Annotated in this window: 24 protein-coding genes and 4 pseudogenes; 16 read left to right on the top strand and 12 right to left on the bottom strand. The window is 55.4% G+C overall.

The genetic code is table 11. The features are described 5' to 3' along the window. Positions 1 to 293 (top strand): hypothetical protein (locus AC2FH9_RS07720; RefSeq protein ID WP_496871176.1); only part of this gene is annotated, 293 nt, incomplete at its 5' end. Positions 294 to 393: 100 nt separating this feature from the next. Here the strand turns inward: AC2FH9_RS07720 and AC2FH9_RS07715 are convergent. Then, positions 394 to 1428, bottom strand: coding sequence for an AraC family transcriptional regulator ligand-binding domain-containing protein (locus tag AC2FH9_RS07715; protein WP_496871119.1), 1035 nt, complete (start codon positions 1426 to 1428; stop codon positions 394 to 396). A gap of 343 nt (positions 1429 to 1771) precedes the next feature. On the opposite strand from AC2FH9_RS07715, the gene AC2FH9_RS07710 reads away from it, so the two are divergent. After that, on the top strand, positions 1772 to 2137 hold the full coding sequence (locus AC2FH9_RS07710) for a hypothetical protein (RefSeq protein WP_496749836.1): 366 nt from the start codon (positions 1772 to 1774) through the stop codon (positions 2135 to 2137). Positions 2138 to 2991: 854 nt separating this feature from the next. On the opposite strand, the gene AC2FH9_RS07705 is transcribed toward AC2FH9_RS07710, so the two are convergent. Further along, positions 2992 to 4086, bottom strand: coding sequence for a tyrosine-type recombinase/integrase (locus AC2FH9_RS07705; protein WP_496676957.1), 1095 nt, complete (start codon positions 4084 to 4086; stop codon positions 2992 to 2994). 353 nt (positions 4087 to 4439) lie between these two features. On the opposite strand from AC2FH9_RS07705, the gene AC2FH9_RS07700 reads away from it, so the two are divergent. Beyond that, positions 4440 to 4874 (top strand): helix-turn-helix domain-containing protein, encoded by a 435-nt coding sequence (locus tag AC2FH9_RS07700; protein WP_131726293.1) that lies wholly within the window; start codon positions 4440 to 4442, stop codon positions 4872 to 4874. After that, on the top strand, positions 4874 to 5461 hold the full coding sequence (locus AC2FH9_RS07695) for a hypothetical protein (protein WP_058281576.1): 588 nt from the start codon (positions 4874 to 4876) through the stop codon (positions 5459 to 5461). Before AC2FH9_RS07700 ends, AC2FH9_RS07695 begins: the two co-directional genes overlap by 1 nt. A 422-nt stretch (positions 5462 to 5883) precedes the next feature. Here the strand turns inward: AC2FH9_RS07695 and AC2FH9_RS07690 are convergent, their stop codons facing one another. The 9 genes from AC2FH9_RS07690 to AC2FH9_RS07650 form a co-directional block, all read right to left on the bottom strand. Next, positions 5884 to 6090 (bottom strand): hypothetical protein, encoded by a 207-nt coding sequence (locus tag AC2FH9_RS07690; protein WP_496676962.1) that lies wholly within the window; start codon positions 6088 to 6090, stop codon positions 5884 to 5886. Positions 6091 to 6318: 228 nt separating this feature from the next. Beyond that, entirely contained in the window at positions 6319 to 7320 is a 1002-nt protein-coding gene (locus AC2FH9_RS07685) for an ABC transporter permease (RefSeq protein ID WP_299664546.1), read from the bottom strand. A gap of 10 nt (positions 7321 to 7330) precedes the next feature. Further along, a complete protein-coding gene (locus tag AC2FH9_RS07680) occupies positions 7331 to 8086 on the bottom strand; it encodes an ATP-binding cassette domain-containing protein (protein ID WP_299664544.1) in 756 nt (251 codons plus the stop codon). A 19-nt stretch (positions 8087 to 8105) separates the two neighbouring features. After that, a complete protein-coding gene (locus tag AC2FH9_RS07675; protein ID WP_299664541.1) occupies positions 8106 to 9338 on the bottom strand; it encodes an ROK family transcriptional regulator in 1233 nt (410 codons plus the stop codon). Positions 9339 to 9413: 75 nt separating this feature from the next. After that, positions 9414 to 10058 (bottom strand): AAA family ATPase, encoded by a 645-nt coding sequence (locus tag AC2FH9_RS07670; protein ID WP_299664539.1) that lies wholly within the window; start codon positions 10056 to 10058, stop codon positions 9414 to 9416. Continuing rightward, complete coding sequence (locus tag AC2FH9_RS07665; RefSeq protein ID WP_299664537.1) at positions 10051 to 10902, bottom strand: PfkB family carbohydrate kinase; 852 nt, start codon at positions 10900 to 10902, stop codon at positions 10051 to 10053. Before AC2FH9_RS07665 ends, AC2FH9_RS07670 begins: the two co-directional genes overlap by 8 nt. Next, the gene (fba, locus tag AC2FH9_RS07660; protein WP_496676969.1) at positions 10899 to 11972 is read right to left on the bottom strand and encodes a class II fructose-bisphosphate aldolase; all 1074 of its coding nucleotides are present in this window, start codon (positions 11970 to 11972) and stop codon (positions 10899 to 10901) included. Before fba ends, AC2FH9_RS07665 begins: the two co-directional genes overlap by 4 nt. 10 nt (positions 11973 to 11982) lie before the next feature. After that, positions 11983 to 13470, bottom strand: coding sequence for a family 43 glycosylhydrolase (locus AC2FH9_RS07655; protein ID WP_496676972.1), 1488 nt, complete (start codon positions 13468 to 13470; stop codon positions 11983 to 11985). A gap of 80 nt (positions 13471 to 13550) precedes the next feature. Continuing rightward, positions 13551 to 14627 carry a sugar ABC transporter substrate-binding protein gene (locus AC2FH9_RS07650; RefSeq protein WP_299664530.1) on the bottom strand — a complete coding sequence of 359 codons (1077 nt, stop codon included), beginning with the start codon at positions 14625 to 14627 and terminating at the stop codon, positions 13551 to 13553. Between the two features lie 675 nt (positions 14628 to 15302). Between AC2FH9_RS07650 and AC2FH9_RS07645 the strand changes: the two are divergent. The 4 genes and pseudogenes from AC2FH9_RS07645 to AC2FH9_RS07630 form a co-directional block, all read left to right on the top strand. Next, positions 15303 to 15557 (top strand): annotated as a pseudogene (locus AC2FH9_RS07645) (IS110 family transposase); the annotation flags it as partial. After that, positions 15551 to 15637 (top strand): annotated as a pseudogene (locus AC2FH9_RS07640) (RidA family protein); the annotation flags it as partial. The pseudogenes AC2FH9_RS07645 and AC2FH9_RS07640, both read left to right, overlap by 7 nt. A gap of 4 nt (positions 15638 to 15641) precedes the next feature. Next, complete coding sequence (gene mobC, locus AC2FH9_RS07635; protein ID WP_367575553.1) at positions 15642 to 15728, top strand: plasmid mobilization relaxosome protein MobC; 87 nt, start codon at positions 15642 to 15644, stop codon at positions 15726 to 15728. Between the two features lie 125 nt (positions 15729 to 15853). Then, positions 15854 to 16153: pseudogene (locus AC2FH9_RS07630) on the top strand (IS3 family transposase); the annotation flags it as partial. Between the two features lie 61 nt (positions 16154 to 16214). Here the strand turns inward: AC2FH9_RS07630 and AC2FH9_RS07625 are convergent. Continuing rightward, positions 16215 to 16640 (bottom strand): Lrp/AsnC family transcriptional regulator, encoded by a 426-nt coding sequence (locus AC2FH9_RS07625; RefSeq protein WP_496676975.1) that lies wholly within the window; start codon positions 16638 to 16640, stop codon positions 16215 to 16217. A gap of 113 nt (positions 16641 to 16753) precedes the next feature. Between AC2FH9_RS07625 and AC2FH9_RS07620 the strand changes: the two genes are divergently transcribed. The 8 genes and pseudogenes from AC2FH9_RS07620 to AC2FH9_RS07585 all read left to right on the top strand — a co-directional run bounded on the left by AC2FH9_RS07620 (position 16754) and on the right by AC2FH9_RS07585 (position 24787). Next, a complete protein-coding gene (locus tag AC2FH9_RS07620; RefSeq protein ID WP_496676978.1) occupies positions 16754 to 17926 on the top strand; it encodes a pyridoxal phosphate-dependent aminotransferase in 1173 nt (390 codons plus the stop codon). A 25-nt stretch (positions 17927 to 17951) separates the two neighbouring features. Then, positions 17952 to 18698, top strand: coding sequence for an SDR family oxidoreductase (locus tag AC2FH9_RS07615; RefSeq protein WP_496676981.1), 747 nt, complete (start codon positions 17952 to 17954; stop codon positions 18696 to 18698). A gap of 12 nt (positions 18699 to 18710) precedes the next feature. Continuing rightward, a complete protein-coding gene (locus AC2FH9_RS07610) occupies positions 18711 to 19553 on the top strand; it encodes a fumarylacetoacetate hydrolase family protein (protein WP_106607288.1) in 843 nt (280 codons plus the stop codon). A gap of 169 nt (positions 19554 to 19722) precedes the next feature. Beyond that, positions 19723 to 20451 carry an SDR family NAD(P)-dependent oxidoreductase gene (locus tag AC2FH9_RS07605; protein WP_106607586.1) on the top strand — a complete coding sequence of 243 codons (729 nt, stop codon included), beginning with the start codon at positions 19723 to 19725 and terminating at the stop codon, positions 20449 to 20451. 33 nt (positions 20452 to 20484) lie between these two features. Beyond that, positions 20485 to 21150 carry an RraA family protein gene (locus AC2FH9_RS07600; RefSeq protein ID WP_106607287.1) on the top strand — a complete coding sequence of 222 codons (666 nt, stop codon included), beginning with the start codon at positions 20485 to 20487 and terminating at the stop codon, positions 21148 to 21150. Between the two features lie 38 nt (positions 21151 to 21188). Continuing rightward, complete coding sequence (locus AC2FH9_RS07595) at positions 21189 to 22337, top strand: fumarylacetoacetate hydrolase family protein (RefSeq protein ID WP_106607286.1); 1149 nt, start codon at positions 21189 to 21191, stop codon at positions 22335 to 22337. 12 nt (positions 22338 to 22349) lie between these two features. Continuing rightward, complete coding sequence (locus AC2FH9_RS07590) at positions 22350 to 23855, top strand: aldehyde dehydrogenase (NADP(+)) (RefSeq protein WP_142638776.1); 1506 nt, start codon at positions 22350 to 22352, stop codon at positions 23853 to 23855. Between the two features lie 18 nt (positions 23856 to 23873). Further along, positions 23874 to 24787: pseudogene (locus tag AC2FH9_RS07585) on the top strand (dihydrodipicolinate synthase family protein). Positions 24788 to 24981 lie beyond the last annotated feature (194 nt).

Genomic DNA, 24981 nt, shown 5'->3' with positions numbered 1-24981 from the left:
TTTTTCTCAAAGCCTTGATGTGTCATCGCAATAAATCTGACCGACAGATCGCCAAATTGAATGCACACACAGCGTTTCAAACACGCTCAACCGAAAGGAACCAAGAAATGAAAAAGGCACTGATTTCTTCCGTCACCGCGTTCGCCATTGTTCTGAGTGCTGGAATGTCCATGGCGCACCCGTTGGATGGCTACGACCACCAAACTTCCAAAGCGGCTGGCCCTGGCTTCCATTTGAACTCAGAACTATCGAGTTCCGACCCTTGTGATTCATGTACAGATGCATGGGGATAAACTTTAACAGCGGATGCTTTGGACTGCGTTTGAGACGATGAGCATCCGCTTTCTTGCCCCAGCCTGCAATGTTAACCGATTTGCACATCCTGAGGTCGACCTAAGCGGTTCGAGCACTGCCCGGAGATTGGCCCGTCCAAGTCTTGTAGGCATTGCTAAACGCCGCTTGATCAGAATAACCAAGCGCAAAAGCAATCTCAGACAGATTTAGCTTGGGGTCATCAAGATACTGCTCTGCCAGCCTTGCACGGATGTCCTTTAGCAGTTGTTTGTAAGTTGTGCCTTCCTTGGCAAGTTTGCGCCCAAGTGTGCTGATGCTCATCCCCAGTGTCTTCGCGATATCATCTTGTGTTGGAGCGCAAAAAGACAGTCGCGACGTTATCTCGCTCTGCACCAAAGAACTTGTTTCACCTATTACTGGCGGTAAATCGTTCATCAACGTTTGCACATGTTTTTCAAGGTGCAGAAGCAATGCGGGGTCCGTATCCTTGATCGGGATATCCATCACTGCTTTATCGAACAAGATGCCGGGAACTCTTTGTTTCTGCTTGATATTGACTGACAATGCACTGGAGATTTGGGTCCGCTTTTCTTCGGTCAATTCATGCGGAAAGCGTAGTTCAAGGACTGGCAAGGGCGTCTCAGCCGCAATTTGAAGGCTGGTCAAAAAAGCAGACATTCGAAACTCATTGTGAGCTCCATCAGAGCGCATCAGTTCGGCGATGGAATCTATCTCCAGAAACATGCCACGTTCATCTTCATAGAAGGACAGTTTGGCAAAGCCCCGAGCCAAGCGAGCATAGTTCACTGCCTTCTCGATTGCCTCGCCAACGGTCGGAGAGTTCAAAACGACATAGCTGAGGAGTGTAGTCTTTCTGGGGTTGAAGGTTTTTCCCGCAGTGATCGCAAACAGGGGGTCTCGGGTCTCTTGCACTGCAAGCTCCAAGAGGCGGAGCTCATTGCGAACATCAATAAAATCCGGCGGGGTTTCGTGGAGATCAACGGGTAAGTTGGTCGATCTCAGAAGCGCAACAATATCTGAACCACGGTTTTCCAGAAGCCTGGCTATGTGATGCACACCAAAACCTGGAACATTCCAAGATTGGCCGTCAGAACTCACCTTGTCCTCTTTCATGCTCATATGCCGCCCGAGTCTGAAGTACCCTGCAAATCAGGGCGTTTTGTGGTTTAGGTAACAATAAGCAGGGTCCAAAAGCCATGCCAAGAAATCGTTTAAGTGCTGCCACAAGGCAGGCAGTAGCGACCCAACACAGGGCAACCAAAGCCCACTCTTCCTTAGCTTAATCTCCTGCCGGGTGGTCCGACGAATAGGCGTGGCTCTATGCAGCTACGTTGGTCGACCTATCCGCGGCTTGGCAACTTGAAAGAAAATGCCAAAAAACTGAGCTCTTCTCACAATATCCAAAGCTGTCGCGTTCCTAGGTTTGAAATGTATCGGCAACTTAAGGAGATCAAGAATGGAACGTATTAACATCATCAAAAAGCTCATTGTTGCACCAACCCTGGTGATTGCCCTGTCCACCGGAATGGCCATGGCAGAGCCGGGCCACCACTCGGGTACTGGCGCCCATATCACTCAGACTGGGATGTCTCGGAACGCCAGGCCTGAAACAACGGAATTCCCAACCGTTACCGGAAAAATTGTTAACCGAATAACAAACCTTTCCCCGTTGGAGGCGGCGCAAAATGTTGGAACATCCCACTGGATCGGAAGCAGCGACGGCGTTGCCGCCAACAATACAATAAACATCAATTCGGATGCCCATTTTATCGACCATGTGCCCACAGAAAACCAAGGCGGCATGGATTCCCCAGCTCCATAGTGTCACCGCGGGGCGTTTAGACAAGTTGAGGACCAACCTTCGCCCCGCATTACAGCCATTTGTTAGCCAGCAAAACCTAGACATACTTTTTTGCTATTTGGGGCTCACTGCACGAGGGACGACACATAGACCGGCGAAACTTCTGTAAAGGTTCGAAGAGAACTTCATGGATCAGCTTGGGCGTTGCTTATGTCCGCTCAAAAGTCCCAACTGCAAAAGGGCTCTGACCGGCCTTGCTGCACAAACTGGCTAAGGTTTAGGATTTCGCCTCCTCTAGGCAAATATATCCTGCGCGCTTTGTGATTAGTATGTCGATCGCTGTGTAGCCGTTCAGGATGTCGGTAAGTACCAGTAACTCTGTGACTTGCTGGTTGAAGTCGCAAGCCATCAAGCACCGGTCGAGCAATTTGATACAATCTATCTTGCCCTCGACGCGCCTCCGGCGATGATCGTTGTCTCAACCTTACCTGATGGCTCGAAAGAGTTTTTAGAGGCGCGCAGGGCCTCATTCCTTGCGCCGAGCCGTTTCAACGCTTCATTGTAGGCCAACCAGTTCGTCGTTTTGACTTCGTGGGGGTAAAGCTGTTCATACCACACAGCTATCACCTTGGATTCATGCAGTGAATTCTCAGACCAATTTGTGCGGAAAAGAAGGTTAATTGGTCAAACAGCAAAAAATCTCTGCAGTTGAAACCTTGCTTTATTGGTCGGAGTGAGAGGATTCGAACCTCCGACCCCTGCCTCCCGAAGGAACGGGCCTGACTTTAACCCATTGTAATTATTGTAATGTACTATCATTTCACTGTTCCTTTGTTCACGTTTGTACCGATCTATATCCGGAAATGATCTGGATATCAGATTGCATCCGCCGCTCCTCTCTGGTGATCAGGGTGATGATGCCCATAGTTCTTCTCAAGCGTTTCGTGGGTCATACCCAGGAAGCCGCAGGCGTCCCACTTGGGCGCCCCCTTTTGCATTAGCCAGGTCGCACAGGTGTGCCGCAGAGTGTGTGGAACGACTTTTCGGTCCCCCTCGGTCTCCAAGTCTGCCGCCACAACGGCAGTCCTAAATGCGCGTTTGACGTTCTGCAGTGACTTGCCGCGATGGGTGACTACGAATTCGTCTACCGGAAACCGCCTTCGTCGGCATAGCAGGTGCTTCTTCAGACGCGCAGGCAGCCTAGAACTCGGGCGTTCCTTTTTCGTGCGGCGCCGTCCAACGGGGTTCCAGTAGATGATGTTGCTATGAAAATCGATATCAGACCAGCGCAAGGATAGGATCGCCTCCTTTCGCTGGCCGGTCAGCAATCCGATCCTAAGAAACAGAGTCAGGTGCTCAGTCTTTGACTCGGTCGGCACGCCATCCTCCAGAGGCGTATCGAAGCTCCGCGATACCCGGATTAGCCTTAGCGCTTCATCACATGTCAGGAATCGGATACGACCCTCGGGTTTCGGAGGTAGTCGGACCGTTATTTTGCGCGTGATTAGCTGATCTTCCTCGGCACGCCGGATAGCAGTGGAGAGCAAACTGAGCTCCCTTCGCAAGGTGCCGTCCTTCAGCCCCTTGTCTCGACGGCTCTTCCGGCGTTTCTGGCAGTATTCTTTAATGAGCACATCGTTGATATCGCCCACGGCATAGCCATCAAAAAACCTGATGATTGGCTTTGCTGCATTGGCTAAACGCTCCGGGTCAGTAACGTCGTCAAATCGCTTCGCCAGATAGTGCGAAACTGCGTCAGTCACATAGAATTCGTGTGGCTCGACCGCGCGATCCGGCCTGAAGCGCCTTAGCTTCCATTCTGCGAAGTAGAGTTCAGCCTGGTCGCGATCCCCAGTGCCAGTCGAGTGCTCACGGCTGCGTCCCCCTTCGGTCCAGTAGATGTACCAATTGCCATCGGCGAGGCGTTTTCGGTCGCGTGCAAGGCGGGGCGGGGTCGGTTTGCGGGGCATGCTTTCACCGTAAATTGATCGAGGTATCGTTCCCACGCACCATTGGGAATCTTGGGGTTTCGTCGGCCTGGGGCTGTATAAATATGATCCAGCATGTCTTCGCGGATTAGATAGCGAACGTTTGAAACGGGGATGCCCACTCGTTCAGCTAATTCCCTTGGTGTCTCGAGAATTTTTTGCAATTTCAACTCCTCAATGACTGCACACATATCGAGGCAAAATTTTCGTTTTGCGTTCAGATCGAAACAAAACTACGATAATGCTACCTAAAACGAACTAAATGCCTCTATGAGCGGTTACATTGAATAGAGATAACCATAATCGTGGTCAATGCAACCACAAAAAGGTACATCATGACTGTTCCTGACCTAGGGGTGCGCCTTGCGGCTGTCCGAACCGAGGCGCGTCTGTCACAAGAAGAAATGGCGCAACGACTTAGCATCAGTCGAAGTGCATATCAGTACTATGAACGTGGCCAACGCGACCTAACCGCCACCCTACTTCTGAAGGTTTATGAAGAATTCGATGTCGATCCGCTCTGGATGCTCGAAGGGGACACTGCTGAAGGCAAAAGCCGCCGACATTCGGAAATGGCGCATGCCTATCGTAAACTTGGAATCGCAGTTGAGCACAGAATAATTAATCGCGGCCTTGTTGTAGCACCCGAAAAGAAATGGGACGCTATAGATTTTCTTTTCAAAGAAGCTCTGAGCCCCGAAACGATTGAGGGCCTTAACCAAGTGCCCGATATAGCCAGAATTGACACCATCTTAAGGTTAGTCGCTTGATGTTAGAGAACGAAGTTTTGCGAAAAGCCGAGCAATTGAGGCCGCGCAAAGTGGGCGTGTTGGGCAAGGTAGATAGCATCCTAGAAGAGACCCAACTTGATGCACCGTACCAACCTGGAAGCTCCAACGGAGTTAGGCCGACTAGAGGTTGCCCGAATGCCACGGAATGTGAGGCCTGCGGAGGGATTGAGTATCTTTCTAGAGAGTTTTGTCGTTGCGGCCATTATTTACGTGGCCAACTAGAAGACGAGTACTTGTCATGGGTGCGTAGGCTGGAGCATGAGGTTGAAGAAATATCTACGGATTATTTGCAGAAGCAGAAGAAGTTGAAAAAAGGTTTGATGCTTACAATTCTTCTTCTCACCCCTCCGATAGCCGTTCAAGTTACCAGCCCAGATCTACTAGGGCTTTTCGCGTACCTTTGGATACTAGCCGGGCTTGTTGTTGTGTGTATTCTTGCGTTTATAGAAGCAAGACTTGCGCGCCCAACCAATGATGCTACTGAATTTCTGCAAAACTCCTCTCTCCAAGTCTATCTGGAACACAGAAATCTAATCTTGAACTCAAGTCCGGATGCTTCTGGATAGACTGGTTCCCTCAAAAGTATGATGGAAGCATGAGTTTTAGTTCTATCGATTTATTTGCAGACTGCTGCGGCCTTTCGCTCGGGCTTAGGATTTGCATTCCCTGGAACTTGTACTTCAACATTTGGTTGCAGCGCGTGTTTGTCCTGTTAGGATCATTGAAAATAAGAGATTTTTTCAGGCTAATATTCAGCGCCTCGACAGGCTCGTTGAGCCCGTTCCTGCCGTTTAGCGAGAGTCGGTCTTTCGCATATGCGGTAGGTCAAAAACCGCACATTCCGGACGTTCAAATTCCAGTGTCGGATGGCAAGGCTGCGGGACTTTGCTGCCCTACATGATGACCGATCAAACGTCTGCTTTTGCAGTGCTTTAGAAACATCGTGACACAATCGTTCAGTAATCAAGGGCACTGTGACCGCGGGGATTCACTCTTTAGACTCTTGATCTGACGCCTCGTCCGGCCAACCAGAAAGGAAAAACTGCCAGGTCGCGATGGTCCCAATCGCGCCAAACAGAATGGCCCAGAACAAGTTCCCGGTTACAAGCTCCAAGATCGCCCATCCAACGCTCAAGAGTGTGACGGCAACCCGCCGCCAGAGCGGAAGAAAGAAGGGTACGCGAAGTTCGAACATGTTCATCCGGGGATCACTCCAACGATGTGGAACACGCGATGTTAGACCTCTGGCATGATAGTTGCGCCGGTAAATGCAATCAACTAACGTCCTTCCCCACGGTTACATGTCTCAAGTTCTGTGCACACCATTGACCGTTGCGATTGTCGACGGTGCACGCAGCCAATATTTGATTCCTCGGCATCGTAGCGCACAGCTCCGGCAGCCACACCACGATGTCATTCGCTGTCACTTCACAACGTCTACCTTGCTTCTGTTTAGCGAAATAGCGATTGCAGCAATCAGCAAAACACCCAAGGCGACCTGGCTCCACGAAGGGGGTACGCCCGCGATTGTCAGCCCATTGCGGACGATTGTCAGGGTCAATGCCCCGATGATTGTTTTGACCACACTGCCATAGCCACCTGTCAGCGGCGTACCACCAAGCGCAACCGCAGCAATTGCGTCGAGCTCAATCATCAGACCCGCCTGGGGCGTCGCCGCTCCTGCCCTTGCCAGGTTGACGCAAGCCGCCAATCCCACCATCAGCCCTGCAGCGGCAAAGACCTTGATCTTGAACGTCGTGACATTGATGCCGACCAGGCGGAGAACCTTCTCGTTGCCTCCAACGGCTCGCAACTGTTGACCAAAAACAGTCCTCTCATAAAAGGCCCACATAAACAGCGCGACAATCGCCGCGAGGATGAAGATCGCGGGGAATTTGCCCATCGACAGAAGCCAAGGTGCTGCGACAGACGAGATGTTGGTGCCGCCTGACACGCTATCGTCCGTTATATAAATCGCCGTGCCGTCTGATGCGATAATCACAACGGCGCGCACGATGATCAGCATTGCCAATGTTGTCACAAATGATGGGATCTTGAGCAGTGAAATAATCAGGCCGTTGACCATGCCAACAAGGCCACCTGCGACAATTCCCAGGATCAAGCCCACATCCCCGAACCAGAGCATTCCAAGTGCACCCAGAAACGCCGAAAATGCCAGGCTTGACCCGATGGAGATATCAATTGAACCAGTTGTCACGATCATCAACTGCGCGAATGCCAGTAACATCAAGACAGGCGTTTGCTGCGCAATGAACGTCCAGTTGCGCATCGACATGAAGCGGTCGCCCGAGATCGCCCAGAACAACAAGATTACCAGAACAATGGCAATGAAAGGCACATAGTCTCGCAACATTTCGGCGCGTTTGGGCGTCAGGAATGGGCGGGAGGCGGTTGTTTCGGTCATGTCGTTCTCCTCATTCGCCGAGAGTTATGGCCTTCACGAGCCGGTCCGAGGTAATCTCGTCGCGTTTGAATTCGCGCGATGTGACCCCGTGATGGGTCACTACGATACGGTCAGCCAGGCGGCGCACCTGATCGAGATTGTGGCTTACCAAAAGGAATGACGTGCCCTGCTTGTCGCGCACATCCTCAACCAATCGCTCAACTTCCGCCGTTTCATTCGGTCCAAGTGCGGCGGTCGGTTCGTCAAGGATTACGATGTCGCTCCCCCAGGCAATTGCGCGCCCGATCGCGATACTTTGTTGTTGTCCTCCGGACATGGAGGAGATTGGTTGCGACAGATCCTGAACGGTGGTGACATTGAGCTGCGCGAGGGCTTCACGGGTTTTTTCGCGCATCTTTCGTTCATCCACAAAAATCCCCCATTTGCGGGGGATGCGCCCCAGAAACAGGTTGTAGGGCGCCGTCATATTGGGAACCAGTGCCAGATCCTGATAAACGACTTCGATCCCGCATTCCTGCATATGCGAAACACTGTGCTCAGCCCGGGATACTTCCTTGCCATTGATGATGATCTGTCCGCCGTCCGGAACATGGGCCCCAGCCACAACCTTCATCAACGTTGATTTTCCGGCACCATTTCCGCCCACGATCGCGACAACTTCACCGCGATGAAGATCAAAGGAGCCGTCACGCAATGCCTGGACACCACCAAATGACTTCGAAACGTGTTTCACCGAAAGAAGAGGTTGAGCCGTCTGGTCATTCATAGTGGGTTCTCCTTCATTCCTATCCGCTTGCTTCAGCAACAAGGGCTTCTGGCTCGGCTCTGGGAGAACCGAGATAGGTTTGTGCAAGTACGTCCAGAAAGGCCCCGCGCAGCACAGTATCTTCACTTTGCTGGCTCAGCTCGATGTCGACGGCATCGTAGATGCTTGGCAAAACCGTCGCTTTTACATGGGTCTTGATGTGTTCCAGAAACCTTTGACCGAACCCGGCATATTCATCTCCGATCACAACCAAATCCGGATTGACGAAGTTGATGCAGTTGGTGATGCCTTGCGCCAGATAGCGTGCAACCCTGTGCACCTCTTCGCTGGCAAGCCCGTCTTCCGCTGCGTATGCGTCAAGGACCTGAGAAAAATCAGCGTCTGAAGTCAATGTTGTACTGCTGACGTTCTCTGCGCGCTCCCGTATGGCACGCAGTAGCGCAATGCGCGACGTGAAGAGTTCCAGACAGCCTCTATTTCCACATTTGCACTGCTCGCCATCAACGCTGATGGACGTATGCCCCAATTCACCTGCAAGACCTTGCGCACCCCGGTGCACATGGCCATCCACGACAAGCGCCGAGCCGATCCCCTGACCGGCAGACACGTACAACATGACCTTGGCCCCCAGCGCCCGGCCATGATGGCGCCATTCAGTCAAGGCTGCTGCCTTGGCGTCGTGTGTGGAGTGAACAGGAATGTCAGGATAGCGGGAGCGCAGCTCGGGGATCAGATCGAAGCCCTGCCATTGAGGGCTTTCAGTCATGAGGATGACACGTTCATCGCGCTCCAGGAACGGGCCAGGAACAGCCACGCCAATGCCATCGACCTGTTTCAAATTGCCAATCTGGCGATCCAGTGTCTCGGAGATCTCCTTGAAAGTCTGCTTGGCGGACCCGTCCCGTGCGATGGGGAATTCACTGGTCTCCAGCAGGTCACCGCGCAGATTAAATGCAGCAATGGAAAAGCTACGGCGTTGCAATCTAAGACAGAGGATGTATCGCCCGGAACCAACAAAGCTGAGGTTGATCGATCGCCGACCACGCCCCCCACGAACAAGTCCCACTTCCTCAACGATGCCATTGTCAATAAGTGGTGCTATCGCACGTGTGACAGTCGCCTGATCCAATCCGGTGGCTACGCTGATTTCCTTGCGCGAGCATTCTCCCATGTCGTGCAAAGCTGCAAGGATGGCGCGCCTGTTGTGGCCTTGAATACCTTCGATCGACAAGCCTTTTTGAGCAAGTTTCATGTCCGAACCCCAATTTTTTCAATTTGGCTCAAACATAGCGAGTTTTGCTTGCAACCTGCAATCAACTCTCGGGTGCTACGCATCGACGCCCTCCTGAAACAGGATGTCGGCGAATGTAGCACTTTGTCGGATCCTCTCCGCGTTGGGCATGTCGGTCTTGGTGATCTTTTCCCGCGTCTCGACTTCACCTCTGCCGCCACGCTCGTGGCGTCGCTTCAAGCGCTGCTTCAGGAGTTCATCCGGCGTGTCTACAAAGATACGCAGGTCGAAATGCGATGCCGCTCGAATCCAAGGCGCTTCATTCATCAGAATGTAGTTGCCCTCGACTATGCAAAGGGCCTCGTTTCCTTCGATCCTGGCGCCTTCTGGGACCGGGTCATGTATGTGCCGGGAATATCGCGGCCACCAAAACGCATCTCCCCTGGACAAACGTTCCACCGCGTGGGCAAACGCGTTGCCATCAAACGTATCGATACGGCCTTTCACGCTTCTAAGCCCTTCGGCCTCAAGCTGGGCGTTTGTTTTGTGAAACCCGTCCATCGGGCAGTAGGCAGCGATGTGCCCGGCAGCGCGTAGATCCTCGGACAGCCGCTCGGACAGCGTAGACTTACCCGTCGCCGGAGGCCCTGCAATTGCTACAATGAGCGGCGGTTGACCTGCACTTATCCGCTTTTCAATTGCGCCCAGAAGGCTGGCATAGTCGGCGAGGTGCTCAGGCATCCATCCAACTCCGCGTACCCGCATGGGTGCATGACTTACCCGCGATCTGGTTGGCGATATTCAACGCATCTACAAATGACCCGGTCTCGAGATACGCGTGGCAGAAAGCGCCGTGATAAATGTCTCCTGCGCCCAAGCTATCGACAACGTCCACCTCCAAAGCGGGTATCTCGCCCCGTCGTCCCTGATCATGCCAGACGACCCCAGCGTGACCCCGTGTCATTGCCCAGCGTTGGATGTCCAGTTCCTCACACATATTGGCAAAGGCGCGCAGTCCCTCGGGACAAAACACGTCGCTGACAATTGGAATATCGGCCAGCTTTAGAAAATCCGGTGACCAGTCTTTCCAGCCGCCGCCATCCAAAATGATTGGCCCTTCAAACGCACGTAAGGCGTCAGCGTGCGCCGCAACAAAATGCCGTTCGTACTGGTCGATCTGAATCAACCCGTATCCTTCCGTCAGGATCAGACCTTCTTGAGAACGCACCTTTTCGCACTCATCCCCTGCGCCATTGACAATCATCCTGGCCCCAAGGCTCCGGGTTGAAACAACTGTCGAAAGAGGGATGCGATAGTCCGGGTCATTACTGATGTCGTGCACCGTAACGTTCCTGTCCTTCAGATCGGACGTCAGCATTGTCTTCATTGGGCCCGGCGCGCCCAGCGATGTGGCCAGCGCCGCCGTTCCACCAAGATGGGCGAACGTAACGGCAGCGTTCAAAGCAGACCCGCCCGGGATCACATCATTGCTCAAAGCCTTGGTCTTCCCGTCCGGACCCGGAAAATCCTCAACAAGCGCGGTGACATCCATCACCGAGCGGCCTATGAACAGCGCCCGGCTCACGCGGCCTTCCGGGATGGATCGAGCCCGCCATCAGCATACCGCTTTGCCATTTCTGCAACTGGGATCGGCTTGATTTTACGCCCGTGGCCCGCCACCCCGAACCTCTCGAACCTGTCACGGACCAGCGTTTCAAGCTCCGCCATCCCGGCCAAGATAAACGCCCGAGGATCGAAATTCGATGGGTTGTCCCGGGAGAAGCGCCGCATTGCGCCGGACATGGCCATGCGGCAATCGGTGTCGATGTTGATTTTTCGAACACCATGCCGGATCCCGCGTTCGATCTCTTCGACGGGGACGCCCCAGGTTTGTGGCATTTCACCGCCAGAGGCGTTTATCAAGTCCTGCAAACCCTGTGGCACAGAGCTCGACCCATGCATGACAAGATGGGTATTCGGCACGCGACGATGGATCGCCTCAATCTGGCTGATGGCCAGGATGTCGCCATCCGGTTCCCTTGTGAATTTATAAGCGCCATGAGACGTCCCACAGGCTATCGCTAGCGCATCGACCTTGGTTGTAGCAACAAACTCCGCTGCCTGATCGGGATCGGTCAATAGCTGATCGTGATCCAGTTTGCCCTCTGCCCCGGACCCGTCTTCTTCACCCGCCTCGCCGGTTTCAAGCGATCCAAGAACACCCAGCTCTCCTTCGATTGAGGCACCCGTCCAATGTGCGATCTGTGCAACGCGAGCCGTGATATCGACGTTGTGGGCATAGCTGGCGGGTGTCTTGCCGTCGCCCATCAGGGAGCCATCCATCATGGCCGAGGTGAACCCCGCAGCGATGGCGCTGACGCAGGCCTGCTCATCATGGCCGTGGTCCTGATGCAGACAGATTGGGTTGTCGGGATACATGGACGCCAGTGCGTTCACTATAGCGACGATCATCCGATCTCCGGCATAGGCCCTGCGAACATTCAAGCTGGCTTGCAGGATCACCGGTGCATCGCAGGCGCGCGCAGCGTTCATGATCGCAAGGCCCTGCTCCATATTGGAGATGTTGAACGCCGGCACACCAAATCCTTGATCCGCCGCATAATCAAGCAATTGTCTGAGGGTTATGAGGGGCATGGCGAGGCCTTTACTTGCGGAAGTTGAGATTGTGGAATTTCGCCGAGCCTTCCTGAACAAAGAGACCCCAGGCATCGGTATTGGAGATGTCATAGACCCTGAAGGATGCAACAACCTGCCCGGCCACAAAGCACTCGATGGCCGACCCGTTGCGCAGGATCTGGACCCGGTAACACCCATCCTCCGGTGTGAAGGCGAGCGGACGCTCGACCAATGGGCTGTCGATCTCCTGACGGACCTCAATGCCATGCCGCTCATTGAGCACCAGGCTGTCCCAAAGTGGATCCATCGCGGCAGGCCAGCGATCAAACAGGACGCGCTCCTTCATGGGCTCGATTGAAAGGCTGTAACCGCTGTCCAGATGATCGCCGCCTCGGGGTTCGATGAGAATACCCACAGCTTCGGTGGCGGGATCAGGTTCAATCACTACATCGAGCAACACGTCATCCCGGTTCGGACCGTCGATGAACGCGTATCCGTATGATCCTGTCGCATCACACCGAGGGTCTGCATCGCCGGTCCAGTCTCCCAACATGGGGCGCAGCTTGTGGGGCACGGTCTCTGCGTAACTCTGGTCCACGTTATCGGGCAATTTGCAGGTCAGCGTGCCGTCTGGCAGCGAGACAAGTTCGCGCGGGCTGCCCAGTTCTCCGCCCCAAACCCAGCTGCGCTTGGGGCCATGATGCTTGCGGAACGGTATCCATGCGAAACTCATGCGACGGTCGCCATCGCTGGCCGATTTGGCAGCGTAAAATCGACGCCCGTCAAGACTGTCGAGCTTGCGGCTTTCCCAAGGACCATCCGGGGATTTTGACACCCGATACACTGTTTGCATTCGTTCCGAGTAGCGGCTTTCAACCAGATACCACCAGTCGCCCAACTTGAAGATTTCCGGGCATTCCGGGCAATGCGTCAACATCGAGGACGCCAGCGGCGGGCCAACCTCCCAGCATTCCAGATCATCGGACGTGGCAACGGCAACACAGCCCCGGCGAAACTGCGGACCTTCCTTGAGGCGCGCTGAGATCAGCATCTTGAAGCACCCTGCCTCTTCGTCGCGGTAGACAAAGGGGTCGCGCCAATCGACGGTTTCGTACCAGCGGTGATCGGGGAAGATCATCGGGTTGGATCCGGATTTCTCCCAGGACTTGAGATCAGTCGATGTTGCCTTGCAAATTGACTGCGGTGAAGCAGATTGACGATTGTAACCTGTGTAGAAGAAGTGAAACACGCCCTTGTGCTCAATGACAGAGCCGGTCCAGATCCCATCGCCGTCGCACTCACCGTGCGCGCCGGGGCCAAAAGCGTCGGGCATCACCTCCCAGTTTACGAGGTCATCTGACCGAAGATAAGCGGTCGAGACGCGCGCCCGCTCAACATATTCCCACGCGCCCACAGGGGGTTGGGAAAAAAACAGATGCCACGTGCCATCGTGGTAGAATGGCATTGTATCACCAGCGGCAGCACCGCGCTCCGGAGCGTATCCGAAAAGTCTCATCTGCGGACCTCGAAAAGAGTTTGGTTTTTTAGTCCCCCGACCCATTGAACCGGGGGAGGGCTCGCTGCGTGCAAGGGGAGTTATTGCACGTAGTCTTGCCAGTTTGCCTGCCACGCGTCGATGAAACCGGGCAAATCAGCGTCGGGATTATGGACCTTGCTGAGGCTGCGAACGGTTTCCGGTGAAAGAATACATCCGTTCAGAAGACTGTTGGCATAGGTATCCACATTGTCGGCTGTTACCGGAATGAGGCCGACCCGCGGCTGGGTGTCTTCAATCGGGTGACCGTGCAAGTAGTCATAGAGTTGGATAAGGCCGAACCCGCCAACCATCCAATGGCCACCGATCGAGAAACTCAGTTTGCCATCCTTGATGAATTGAGCGACCTGCTCGTCAATGTCGGTGGTTATGATGGCGATGTCGTCACGCCCTGCCTGTTCCACCGCAAATTGACTGCCGAGACCGGCGACCGCGCCAAGCACGATGATCGCGTCAATCTCGCCGGGTCCGAAGCGGGCAATGAACTGCTCGGCATATTTCTGGCCATTCTCCCGGTTCAGACGATCCCAACTTTCAGCGATCACTTCGACCCCTGCCGCGTCCAATTCCGATTGAACTCCCGCCCAGATTTCTTCCGCAGAAGTCACACCTTTCTGGTTCCAGACCATCGCGACTTTCTTGTGTCCGAGATCTGCGGTGGCTTTGCCGATTGCCTGACCCCAAGTGTCATTGTTCTGGGTCACCTGCGCGATGAAATCCTCACCTTCATAGTCATCGTCATAGCTGGACACCACCAGTCGACCGACGGCAATACCAGGAATATCATTCTCTTCGAGAAGACGCGCGACCTGGATACCGGCCGGCGACGTCAGCGGGTTGAAGATCAGCCCGTCCGGGCCGCTTGCGATGATGGATTCAGCTTGCGCCGCGTGCTGTTCTTCCGAGTTCTGATCGTCAAACTCCTTCAGCTCGACACCCAGCGCTTCAGCGACGCAGCGTTCAAAACGATGGCGGTTGATAACCCAAGGGTTTGTTTCCGGCTGGCCAAGGTCAGCGATTACCAGATCGGTACGAGCTTCGCTTTGAGCCGTTGCCACGCTCGCAAGCGGCAACATGGCTGCTGTCACAAGCAAAGGCTTGAGCATCTTGTAGGTCATGATCTCCTCCCTGGAGAGTTTTTCGCGTTGATTGCGGAGAGGTAAACTCCTATTTAATGCGTACTGCAATTAAATGCAGTTTGCAAGTATATATCCAATCCGCTGAACCAACCCGGGAACTTTGAGGTTGCGAAGTGGCAAAAATCCAGGCTTTACGGCTCAAGCAGTCAAGGCATCAAGTTCCGCGCGAACCACGCGGTACGGCAGGACCCGGTGTCCTGACTCAGGTTCCGAGCGGTGTGGATGCCCTGGGCGTGGTCCTCGTAATAATCGGCGTAGTCGTTCACAAATCCGCGCAGATGTCGTCTGCACCTGTCAACGGCGACTGAAATCGGCCATTCGCTGCAACCTGAAGAACGAGCAGGTTGGGCTCGAAGCAGTCATTCGCTGCAACTTGCTTGAACGACTGCTACGCGGACTCTCCAGACATTGGCCTTTGGGCATGTTGCTGACGCAGCATCCGTTTGCATCTGCGGCACGTTCGATGTGGCAGCGCAGCGCAAATCACCGAAGCAGCCGCTCGACAGCGCGGATTTGGCTGAGACCGAAACTGTAGTTTCGCCGCAGCCTGGTCTGACAACTCAGACGCGGATGGGGTGGATGGCGCCTGCAGCCAACCGTCGCGCTTTGCGGCATACTGTAGAAGTCATCTTCTGACAGGAAAGGAACCCCACCATGGAAGTTACAACAGTTGGACTGGATCTTGGTAAGGACGTCTTCCAAGCTCACGGCATCACCGCAGACGGGGCGATTGTTTTCAATCGAACAATTCGACGCAAGCAGTTGCTTAAGTTCTTCGAGAAATTGCCGAGTTGCCTTGTCGGGAAAGAAGCCTGCGGGTCGGCCCATCACTGGGCGCGCGAGCTGACCGAAATTGGTCATGATGTGCGGCTCATGCCTGCGGCCTATGTCAAACCGTATGTCACGCGCCAGCCCGTGCCTGCGGCGAAGCCAAGCTAGCCCGTGCAGAACTTGGGGTCGAGTTTATAGTGGACGCGGCCTACGATTGATCTGTTGCGGGTTTCGGCTTCGCTCAATCGCACCGGCAACAACGTCAACCAGATTGCGCGGCGCTTGAACGAGGCGAGCGGTGTGCTGTAAGCGAAGTGCTGCGATTTTGTAGATTGGCGCACCTGTCATCAGATTGGGACCTTCTCAATCTGATGACAGGAGGTTCCGATGGTGGAACATTATGTACCCGCGCTGCGCAAGTGCTTTCTCGAAGACATGCGGACCGCGGGGCTCAATACCTGTCGATCAAGTATTCCGAGCGCCTTGACGAGGCGAAGGTCGGTGCCTCGGTCGGCAGTAGCGGGGACAGTTACGATAACGCCCTCTACAAGGCTGAGGTCATCGAACACGAAGGCCCGTGGAGTGGCAAGAAAGACGTGGAAATGGCAACCCTCAATTGGGTCAATTGGTGCAACGAAAAGCGCCTCTTCGGCCCGCTCGGGTATATCTCACCCGCACCAGCAGAAAGGAACTTCTACAACGCAGATTGCGCGGCTAAGATCGCCGTAGAATGACAAACTCAAACGTCTCCGGTAAACTCGGTCTGGTTCAGTAACCATAGAAGCCGGTAGTCGTTTAGAACTCTTTGGAGAGAGCCATGATCGTCTCGGTACGCTTGACACCATCGATTTTATAGATCTGCTCCAGCACGAGATTCAGACGCGGCTTTTCGATGGGATTGATGAGCAGCGCGAAGTCGTGGTCTCCTACGATTCTTAGACAACTTGCAACCTCTGGCATGGTCGCAAATTCGCGTGCTGCTGCTTCCCCCTTGCTGCGGATTTCCATGTTTATCAGTACAATTGCCCCTATGCCGCCTGTTTCAACGGTCGAAGGTTCCTTGATTGTGTAGCCAAGAATCTGCTGAGTTTGCTCCAGTCTTGAAAGCCTTGCCTGCACCGCAGTGCGCGAACGGCCAACCTTCCTCGAAAGATCGGTGACGGGCACACGCGAGTCCCTGCGCAGCGCTTCAAGTATTTGCTCGTCGATCTTATCACGCATTGATATCCAAGCCCGTCCCAAATTGCAGATTGCCTAGTGTATAGGCATATTGCCTATGATTTCAATCGATTTAACAATCGACAGGACGGGCCGTTTTGACTGACATCTTCGTTATGGACAACGCAACACTATTGAACTCGATTTCGTCCCGTGCGCGGGCTTTGGAAGCCTCCAAGATCCGCGAGGTTGCAGAGCTTGGCATGAAGCAAGACGGCGTGTTGCCGCTCTGGTTCGGTGAAGGCGCCTGGCCGACCAATTCACTGATTGTGGACGCTGCAATTGCCGCGCTCAAGGCTGGCAATCATATGTACCAGCCGAACAATGGCGCGATGGCGCTGCGGCAAGCGATTTGTGCTTATAGCAACGAACTTCTGGGCAGCCGTCTGAAACCGGCTCAGGTCACAGTCACCCCTTCCGGAATGCAAGGCCTCATGCTGACGGCTGAATTTCTTGTGACTCCCGGCGACCGGGTTATCGCAGTGGAGCCGGGCTGGCCCAATATCATCGGTGCTTTCAAGGCGACCGGTGCAGAGATTGCGAGCGTGGCAATCGTGCCGAAGGGCGGTCATTGGGCGCTCGACGTGGAAGAGCTGATCGCGGCGCTGACACCGGGCACCAAAGCGGTGGTGATTAACTCGCCCAACAACCCCACCGGCTGGACCATGTCGGCCGAGGAGCAGCGTCTGGTGTTGGAGCATTGCCGCCGGCACGGCATCTGGATCGTTGCCGATGACGTTTATTCCCGGCTCTACCGCCATGGGCGTCACGCGCCCTCATTCCTGTCGATTGCAGAGCCTGAGGATCAGCTGATCTCTGTGAACTCGTTTTCAAAATGCTGGTCGATGACCGGATGGCGGCTTGGCTGGATCGTGGCTCCCGCCGCGTTCGAGGGGAAGCTGGGTCAGTTGACCGAGTTCAACACGTCCTGCACAGCCGGCTTTGTCCAGGAGGCGGGTATTGCAGCCCTGCGCGGCGGCGAAGAGGAAATTGCCAGCCTGTTGAGCAAAATCCAGGCAGGGTATGAAATCACGGCAGAACGCCTCAACGCTTTTTCGCGGGTGGAGTTCATTGAGCCTGATGGTGCTTTCTACTGCTTCTTCCGAGTTGACGGGCTGACTGACAGCTTCGCTGCGGCTGGTGAAATCCTTGAGCAGACCAAGGTCGGGCTAGCGCCGGGCGTGGCGTTCGGTCCGCAGGGAGAAGGTTATTTGCGGCTCTGCTACGCGCAGCCGGCAGAAGTGCTGGAAGAGGCCTTCAAGCGGCTCGAGCCGTTCCTCTCGAAGTGATGCCTCAATATCGGGGAGGAAAGACATGACGTATCAACTCAGCCTTGAGGGTAAAACCGCGCTGATTACTGCCGCTGGGCAGGGTATCGGGCGTGCCAGCGCCGAGGCCTTTGCCCAGGCTGGCGCCTCGGTCATTGCCACAGACATCAATGAGACTTCGCTAGCTGAGCTCAATGCGATTGACGGCATTACCGCATGGAAACTGGATGCAACCGATCCCGAAGACATCAAGCGGGTACTGCCTGAAGCTGGTAGGCTGGATGTGCTGTTCAATTGCGCTGGATTTGTCCATACCGGCAGCATCCTGGATAGCACCGAGGAAGATTGGGACTTTGCCTTCGATCTGAATGCCAAGGCCATGTACCGCCTGTGTAAGGCAGTCCTTCCGGGCATGCTTGAACAGGGCAAGGGGTCGATCATCAACATGTCCTCGGTGGCATCCTCCTTGAAGGGCGTTCCAAACCGCTTTGTTTATTGCGCGTCCAAGGCAGCGGTCATCGGCATGACCAAGGCGATCGCTGCTGACTACGTAACCCAAGGCATCCGTTGCAATGCGATCTGCCCTGGCACCGTAGATAGCCCATCGCTGCACGACCGGTTGCGGGCCACGGGCGATTGCGAGGCGGCGCGGGAGCAATTCATCGCGCGCCAGCCTATGGGGCGCGTTGGCGATGCAGACGAAATTGCAGCGCTTGCAGTTTACCTTGCCTCGGATGCCAGCGGATTCACCACGGGCCAGGCCCATATCATCGACGGCGGCTGGGCCCTCTGAACGGAGACTATCATGAAACTTTTGCGTTATGGCCCGAAAGGGCACGAAAAACCCGGTATCGTCGACGCTGACGGTGTTGTCCGCGATCTGTCCGGCTTGGTGGATGACATTGCCGGTGAGGTTCTGACGGATCAAGGCCTGGCCGGCATTGCCGAAGCTGACCTGTCGTCGCTGCCTGCCGTTGAGGTCGACCGTTATGGGCCCTGCGTCGGCGGTGTTGGCAAGTTCATCTGTATTGGGCTCAATTACTCCGACCATGCCGAGGAAAGTGGGCTGGAGGTGCCGCCGGAGCCGGTGATCTTTGCCAAGGCGACTTCGGCAATTTGCGGTCCCAACGACACGGTAGAAATCCCCCGCGGCTCGAAGGCCACCGACTGGGAAGTTGAACTGGGCGTCGTAATTGGCAAAGAGGCAAAATATGTCGATGAGGCAGAAGCTCTCGAACATGTTGCGGGCTACTGCGTGATCAACGACATTTCCGAACGTGATTTCCAGAACAAGCGCGCAGGGCAGTGGACCAAGGGCAAATCTGCCGACACGTTCGGTCCTATTGGACCTTGGCTGGTGACCCGCGACGAGGTTTCTGACCCGCAGAATCTGCCGATGTATCTGGAAGTGAACGGAGAGCGCCGCCAGGACGGAAGCACGAACACAATGGTGTTCGGGGTGGCTCACATCGTCTCTTACCTGTCACAGTTCATGAGCCTGCAGCCAGGCGACATCATCTCCACCGGCACACCTCCGGGTGTGGGCATGGGGATCAAGCCTGAGCCCGTATACCTTAAGGCGGGCGACAAGATGGAACTCGGCATCGAAGGCCTGGGCGTGCAGCGCCAGGACGTTGTGCAGTGCTGACCTTCTCCCCGGCGCCAGGCCGTTCACCCCATTGGCGCTGTTCCTGGGCCAGCTATATTGGTTGCCCGGTCCATCTTTTCCCGAGGCCTACATCCATATCGGTCTCAAAAGGCAAGCCCAGTGAATGAAGGCTGCCTGTAGCCGTGATTTTCATCAGGAGGACAAAGTGATGGAAAACCAAGTTGCAATCGTAACCGGCGGTGCGCAGGGAATAGGCCTGGCTGCGGCTCGGCTTCTGATCGAAAAAGGTGCGAAGGTCGTCAGCTGGGACATTGATGCAAGCAACGGGGACGCAATGGCTGCTCTGGGCGGCAATGCTTTCGCGGTGGACTGCGATATCACCGATCTGTCTTCGGTGGAAGCGGCCTACAAGCGTACTTGCGAGGCAGCGGGAATTCCTTCGATTTTGATCAACAGTGCTGGGATCGCAGGTCCCAACGAACCGCTGGACACCTACGATCCCGAAGCTTGGCGCAAGATCATCGACATTAACCTGAACGGCACATTCTATGTGAACCGCGTCTGCGTTCCTGGAATGCGAGAGCAAGGCTATGGACGCATCCTGAATGTCGCGTCCATCGCAGGCAAAGACGGCAATCCTAATGCTTCCGCCTATTCGGCTTCCAAGGCCGCGGTGATCGGCTTGACTAAGTCCTTGGGCAAGGAACTGGCTGGCTACGATATTGCAGTAAACTGCGTGACGCCGGCTGCGGCCCGGACCCGGATTTTCGACCAGATGAGCCAGGAGCACATTGACTATATGCTTTCCAAAATCCCTCGTGGCCGGTTCCTGGAAGTCGAAGAGGCCGCGAAGATGATCGTTTGGGCGGTTTCACCTGAAAACTCCTTCACCACTGGAGCTGTATTCGATCTGTCTGGCGGCCGGGCCACCTACTAACTCTTGTAAATTAAGTCACTTGGAGGAAAACCCATGACAGATAATGACAAAAAAGCCGCTCTCACCGAACGCCTTGCAAAATGCTACAGCGGTGCAGTTTATGACGCCCTGCGCGAGAGAGGGATAGACAATACTGTTCTGCCCAAAGACATCCGGCCGATTGACGATACTCATGTTCTTGCTGGTCCCGTTTTCACAATTTCAGGAACACCAAAACCTGGGATTAGTGCTGATGATGCTCTGCTGGCTTGGACGGGTTTCCTTTCAACAGCGCCGTCTGGCCATGTCGTAGTTTGCAATGGCCACACTGACGACATCGCGATGATGGGGGAACTGTCTGCCGAGACGCTCCAGATGCGCGGTGTGCGCGGATATGTGACCAATGGCGGGTGTCGGGACAGCAATTTCATTCGTAACATCGGTTTCCCCGTTTTCCATCGCTTCTACACCGCCCGCGATGTGGTGGGCGCATGGTCGGTCGACAAAATGGAAGTCCCTGTGCAGATCGGTGACGTTGTCGTTAAGCCCGGGGATTTTCTGATTGCCGACATTGATGGGGCCATCCTTATCCCAGGTGAAATCGCAGAAGAGATCGTGGTTGAGGTCGAGGAAGTGATGAACACCGAGAACAAGGTCCGCTCGGCTATCCGTAGCGGGACGGATCCGAAAGAAGCCTACCTGACCTACGGGCGCTTCTGAGCGGTCAAACTGGCGTAACAGCACTTGGAGATACGAATATGCATATCGGTTTGCCTGACCAGGGCTGTTTTGTTTTGCGGGTCTGGAATCCAGCGGTTTCAGGGCCTTCGGTTTGCCACTTGCGCGACGGATGCATTGTCGATGTGACCTCGCGTGAAGTGGCAACAGTACGCGACCTGCTTGAGCAGGACGATCCGGCGGGCTGGATCAAGTCTGCCTCAGGCGAAGCAGTTTGCACGCTGGGCGAGCTCGAGGAGAGTTCCGTCGAACGGCCTGATCCTAAATTACCCTATTTTCTGGCGCCCTGCGATCTGCAGCCAGTTAAAGCATGTGGCGTGACCTTTGTATCCTCAATGTTGGAGCGGGTGATTGAAGAGCAGGCACTCGGTGATCCTACCAAGGCCAAGGTGATCCGCGGGCGCTGCGAGACTATTTTAGGCGATAGCCTGACCGGGATTGTTCCCGGGTCAGACCAAGCAATTCAATTGAAGAACGCGCTTCTCGCCGAGGAAGCCTGGTCGCAATACCTTGAAGTCGGAATTGGCCCGGATGCAGAAGTTTTCTCCAAGGCTCAAGCGCTGTCTTCGGTTGGCTGGGGTGCAAGCGTCGGCCTGCATCCAATGTCGCGCTGGAATAACCCGGAACCGGAGGTGGTTCTGGCGATAAACAGCCGGGGTGAGGTCAAGGGTGCCACGCTCGGCAACGACGTGAACCTTCGCGATGTCGAAGGCCGCTCGGCGCTGCTGCTTGGAAAGGCAAAAGACAACAATGCTGCCAGCTCGGTAGGACCTGCCATTCGCCTCTTTGATGGAACCTATTCGATCGCGGATGTGCGTAAAGCGGAACTTGATTTGCGGGTTACCGGGGAGGATGGCTTTGTGATGGACGGTCACAGCACAATGGCCGAGATCAGCCGCGACCCGCTTGACCTGGTTGGGCAGGCTTATGGTGCGCACCACCAGTATCCCGATGGTTTCATGCTGATGATGGGAACCCTTTTCGCTCCAACCCAGGACCGTGATCACCCCGGGGGTGGTTTCACGCACAAAATGGGCGACGTCGTGACCATTTCAAACTCTGATCTGGGTGCTTTGGTCAATACCGTGCGCCTTTCTACCGAATGCCCGCCCTGGGACTTCGCAGCCTCGCATCTGATGCGCAATTTGGCCCGCCGTGGCCTGCTCTGAACGGAGACACTCATGCTAAACGGAAAACATCTGATTGCCGGCGAATGGCTAGGCAGCGCCAGCACTTTTTCATCACAGCCTGCTCACGGCTCCGCCCATAACTTTGCTGTCGGAACGGTGGATCTTGTCGGACGTGCCTGTGAGGCGGCTGAAGAGGCTTTCTGGTCCTATGGCTACTCTGGCGTGGAAAAACGTGCGGCGTTCCTGCACCGGATTGCGGATGAAATTGACGCCCTTGGAGATGAAATCACTGAGATCGGAAGCCAGGAGACAGGTTTGCCCGAGGCTCGCTTGACCGGTGAGCGCGGTCGGACTGTCGGCCAGCTGCGCTTGTTCGCAGAGCATATCCTGAAAGGCGATTATCTGGACCGTCGCCATGACAGCGCCTTGCCTGACCGGCAGCCGCTGCCGCGGCCTGAGCTGTATATGGTTCAGCGGCCCATTGGCCCGGTTGCGGTCTTTGGTGCTTCGAATTTTCCACTGGCCTTCTCGACCGCAGGGGGTGACACCGCAGCAGCATTGGCCGCAGGCTGCCCTGTAGTGGTCAAAGGCCACTCAGCGCACCCGGGAACGGGGGAGCTGGTGGCTCAAGCCATCGACAAGGCCGTGAAGGCGATGGATCTGCACCCTGGCGTGTTCAACCTGATCCAAGGAGGCAAGCGGAACGTAGGAGCTGCGCTGGTTCAGCATCCATTGGTTAGGGCGGTTGGCTTTACCGGTTCGCTGGGTGGCGGGCGGGCCCTGTTCGATCTGTGCGCATCCCGCGAAGAGCCTATCCCGTTCTTTGGCGAACTTGGCTCAGTCAATCCGATGTTCCTGCTGCCACGATCTCTCTCCTCCCGTGCTGAGGCAATGGGCGAGGGCTGGTCCGGCTCCTTGACTATGGGAGCCGGCCAGTTCTGCACCAATCCAGGGATTGCCGTCGTGCAGTCGGGCGCAGATGCCGAACGTTTTGTTGCGGCAGCTACCAAGGCATTGGAGCAGGTTGGCGCGCAGACAATGCTGACTGACGGGATCGCCGCAGCCTATCGCGATGGGCGCGACCGGATCCGCGCCAATTCCAGCGTGCAGGGAATCCTCACCACCACCTGCGTCCTGCGCAATGCAACGCCGTACCTTTTCCGCGTCACTGCGCGTGAGTGGTTGGCAAATGATGCGTTGGCCGAGGAAGTCTTCGGTCCGCTGGGCCTGGTTGTCGAAGCAGAAGATGCGGCCGAAATGACTGCTGTTGCGAAGGGACTTAAAGGGCAGCTGACCTGCACCGTCCATATGAGTGAAGACGACACTGCCCAGGCGCAGGCCTTGATGCCAATCCTTGAGCGCAAGGCGGGGCGAGTTTTGGTCAACGGCTTTCCGACCGGCGTCGAAGTATCTGACACGATGGTCCATGGCGGCCCCTATCCGGCCTCGACAAATTTTGGTGCGACCTCGGTGGGTACTCTGTCGATCCGACGTTTCCTTCGGCCTGTATGCTTCCAAAACATGCCAGAGGCACTGCTGCCTCAAGATCTGAAATGAACGTCCAAGGATAATATTATGGCTAAAATGTACAAAGGCATCTGGCCGGTTGCCCCGACCCCTTTTCATGACGATGGAACACTCGACCTTGAGGGTATGAAGCGCGTGCTCGACTTCATGATCGATGCGGGCGTCGATGGCATCTGCATCCTTGCGAATTACTCCGAGCAGTTTGTGCTGTCTGATGAAGAGCGCGAAGTGCTGACTCGATTGTCGCTGGAACATGTGGCGCACCGGGTGCCGGTGATCGTGACTGTCAGCCACTTCGCAACCCAGATTGCGGTGGAGCGCGCGCGTCTCGCGAAATCGCTTGGCGCCAGCATGGTGATGCTGATGCCCCCCTATCACGGGACAACGCTGCGGGGGACGCCGGAGCAAATTTTTCAGCAGTTTGAAGCGGTCGGCGAGGTGGGCATCCCGATCATGGTGCAGGATGCGCCGATGGCCGGCAATGATCTGACTGTGCCGCTTCTGGTCAGGATGGCCCGCGAAATCGAGATGGTGAAGCTCTTTAAGATCGAGTGCATTCCGGCAACCGGTAAGCTGCGCGAGCTTATTGCTGCAGGCGGTGACGCGATTCAAGGCCCCTTCGACGGTGAAGAAGGTATCACATTGATGGCCGACTTGGATGCCGGAGCTACTGGCACCATGACCTCTGCCACAATTCCCGACAAGATCAAGCCCATTCTGGCTTTGCACGCCGAAGGCAACCGCGAAGGTGCATCCGAAGTCTACCGTCAGGTGCTGCCGGTGATCAACTTCGAAAACCGCCAGTGCCTTTGGCGCGCCTCAAAGGCCGCGATGATGGAGGGGGGGTGATCAATTCCGACTGCTGCCGCCACCCGATTGCACCGTTGCATCCTGAGACCCTTGCGGGGCTCTTGGATATTCTTCGGCCGATTGATCCGCTCGTCCTGTCCTGGGGCAAGTGAAGTAAGACTGGGCGGTTGCATCGTTGAACCAAAAACATAGGCCGCAACTGCCCCGCTCGGCCAACTATGGCATGATGAGAACAGTTCTTGGATTGGTGCCTTGCGGGAGGAGCCGGTGATTTTCACGTTCGCGACATAGGCCGCTCCCACATTCTTCTCAACCCAACGAGACCGTATACTGCACTTGGTCGAAA

This window comes from Ruegeria sp. CDSC081, from assembly GCF_059610485.1.
The sequence above is the reverse complement of the archived record's forward strand: the minus strand, read 5'-3'. Positions and strand labels throughout refer to the sequence as shown.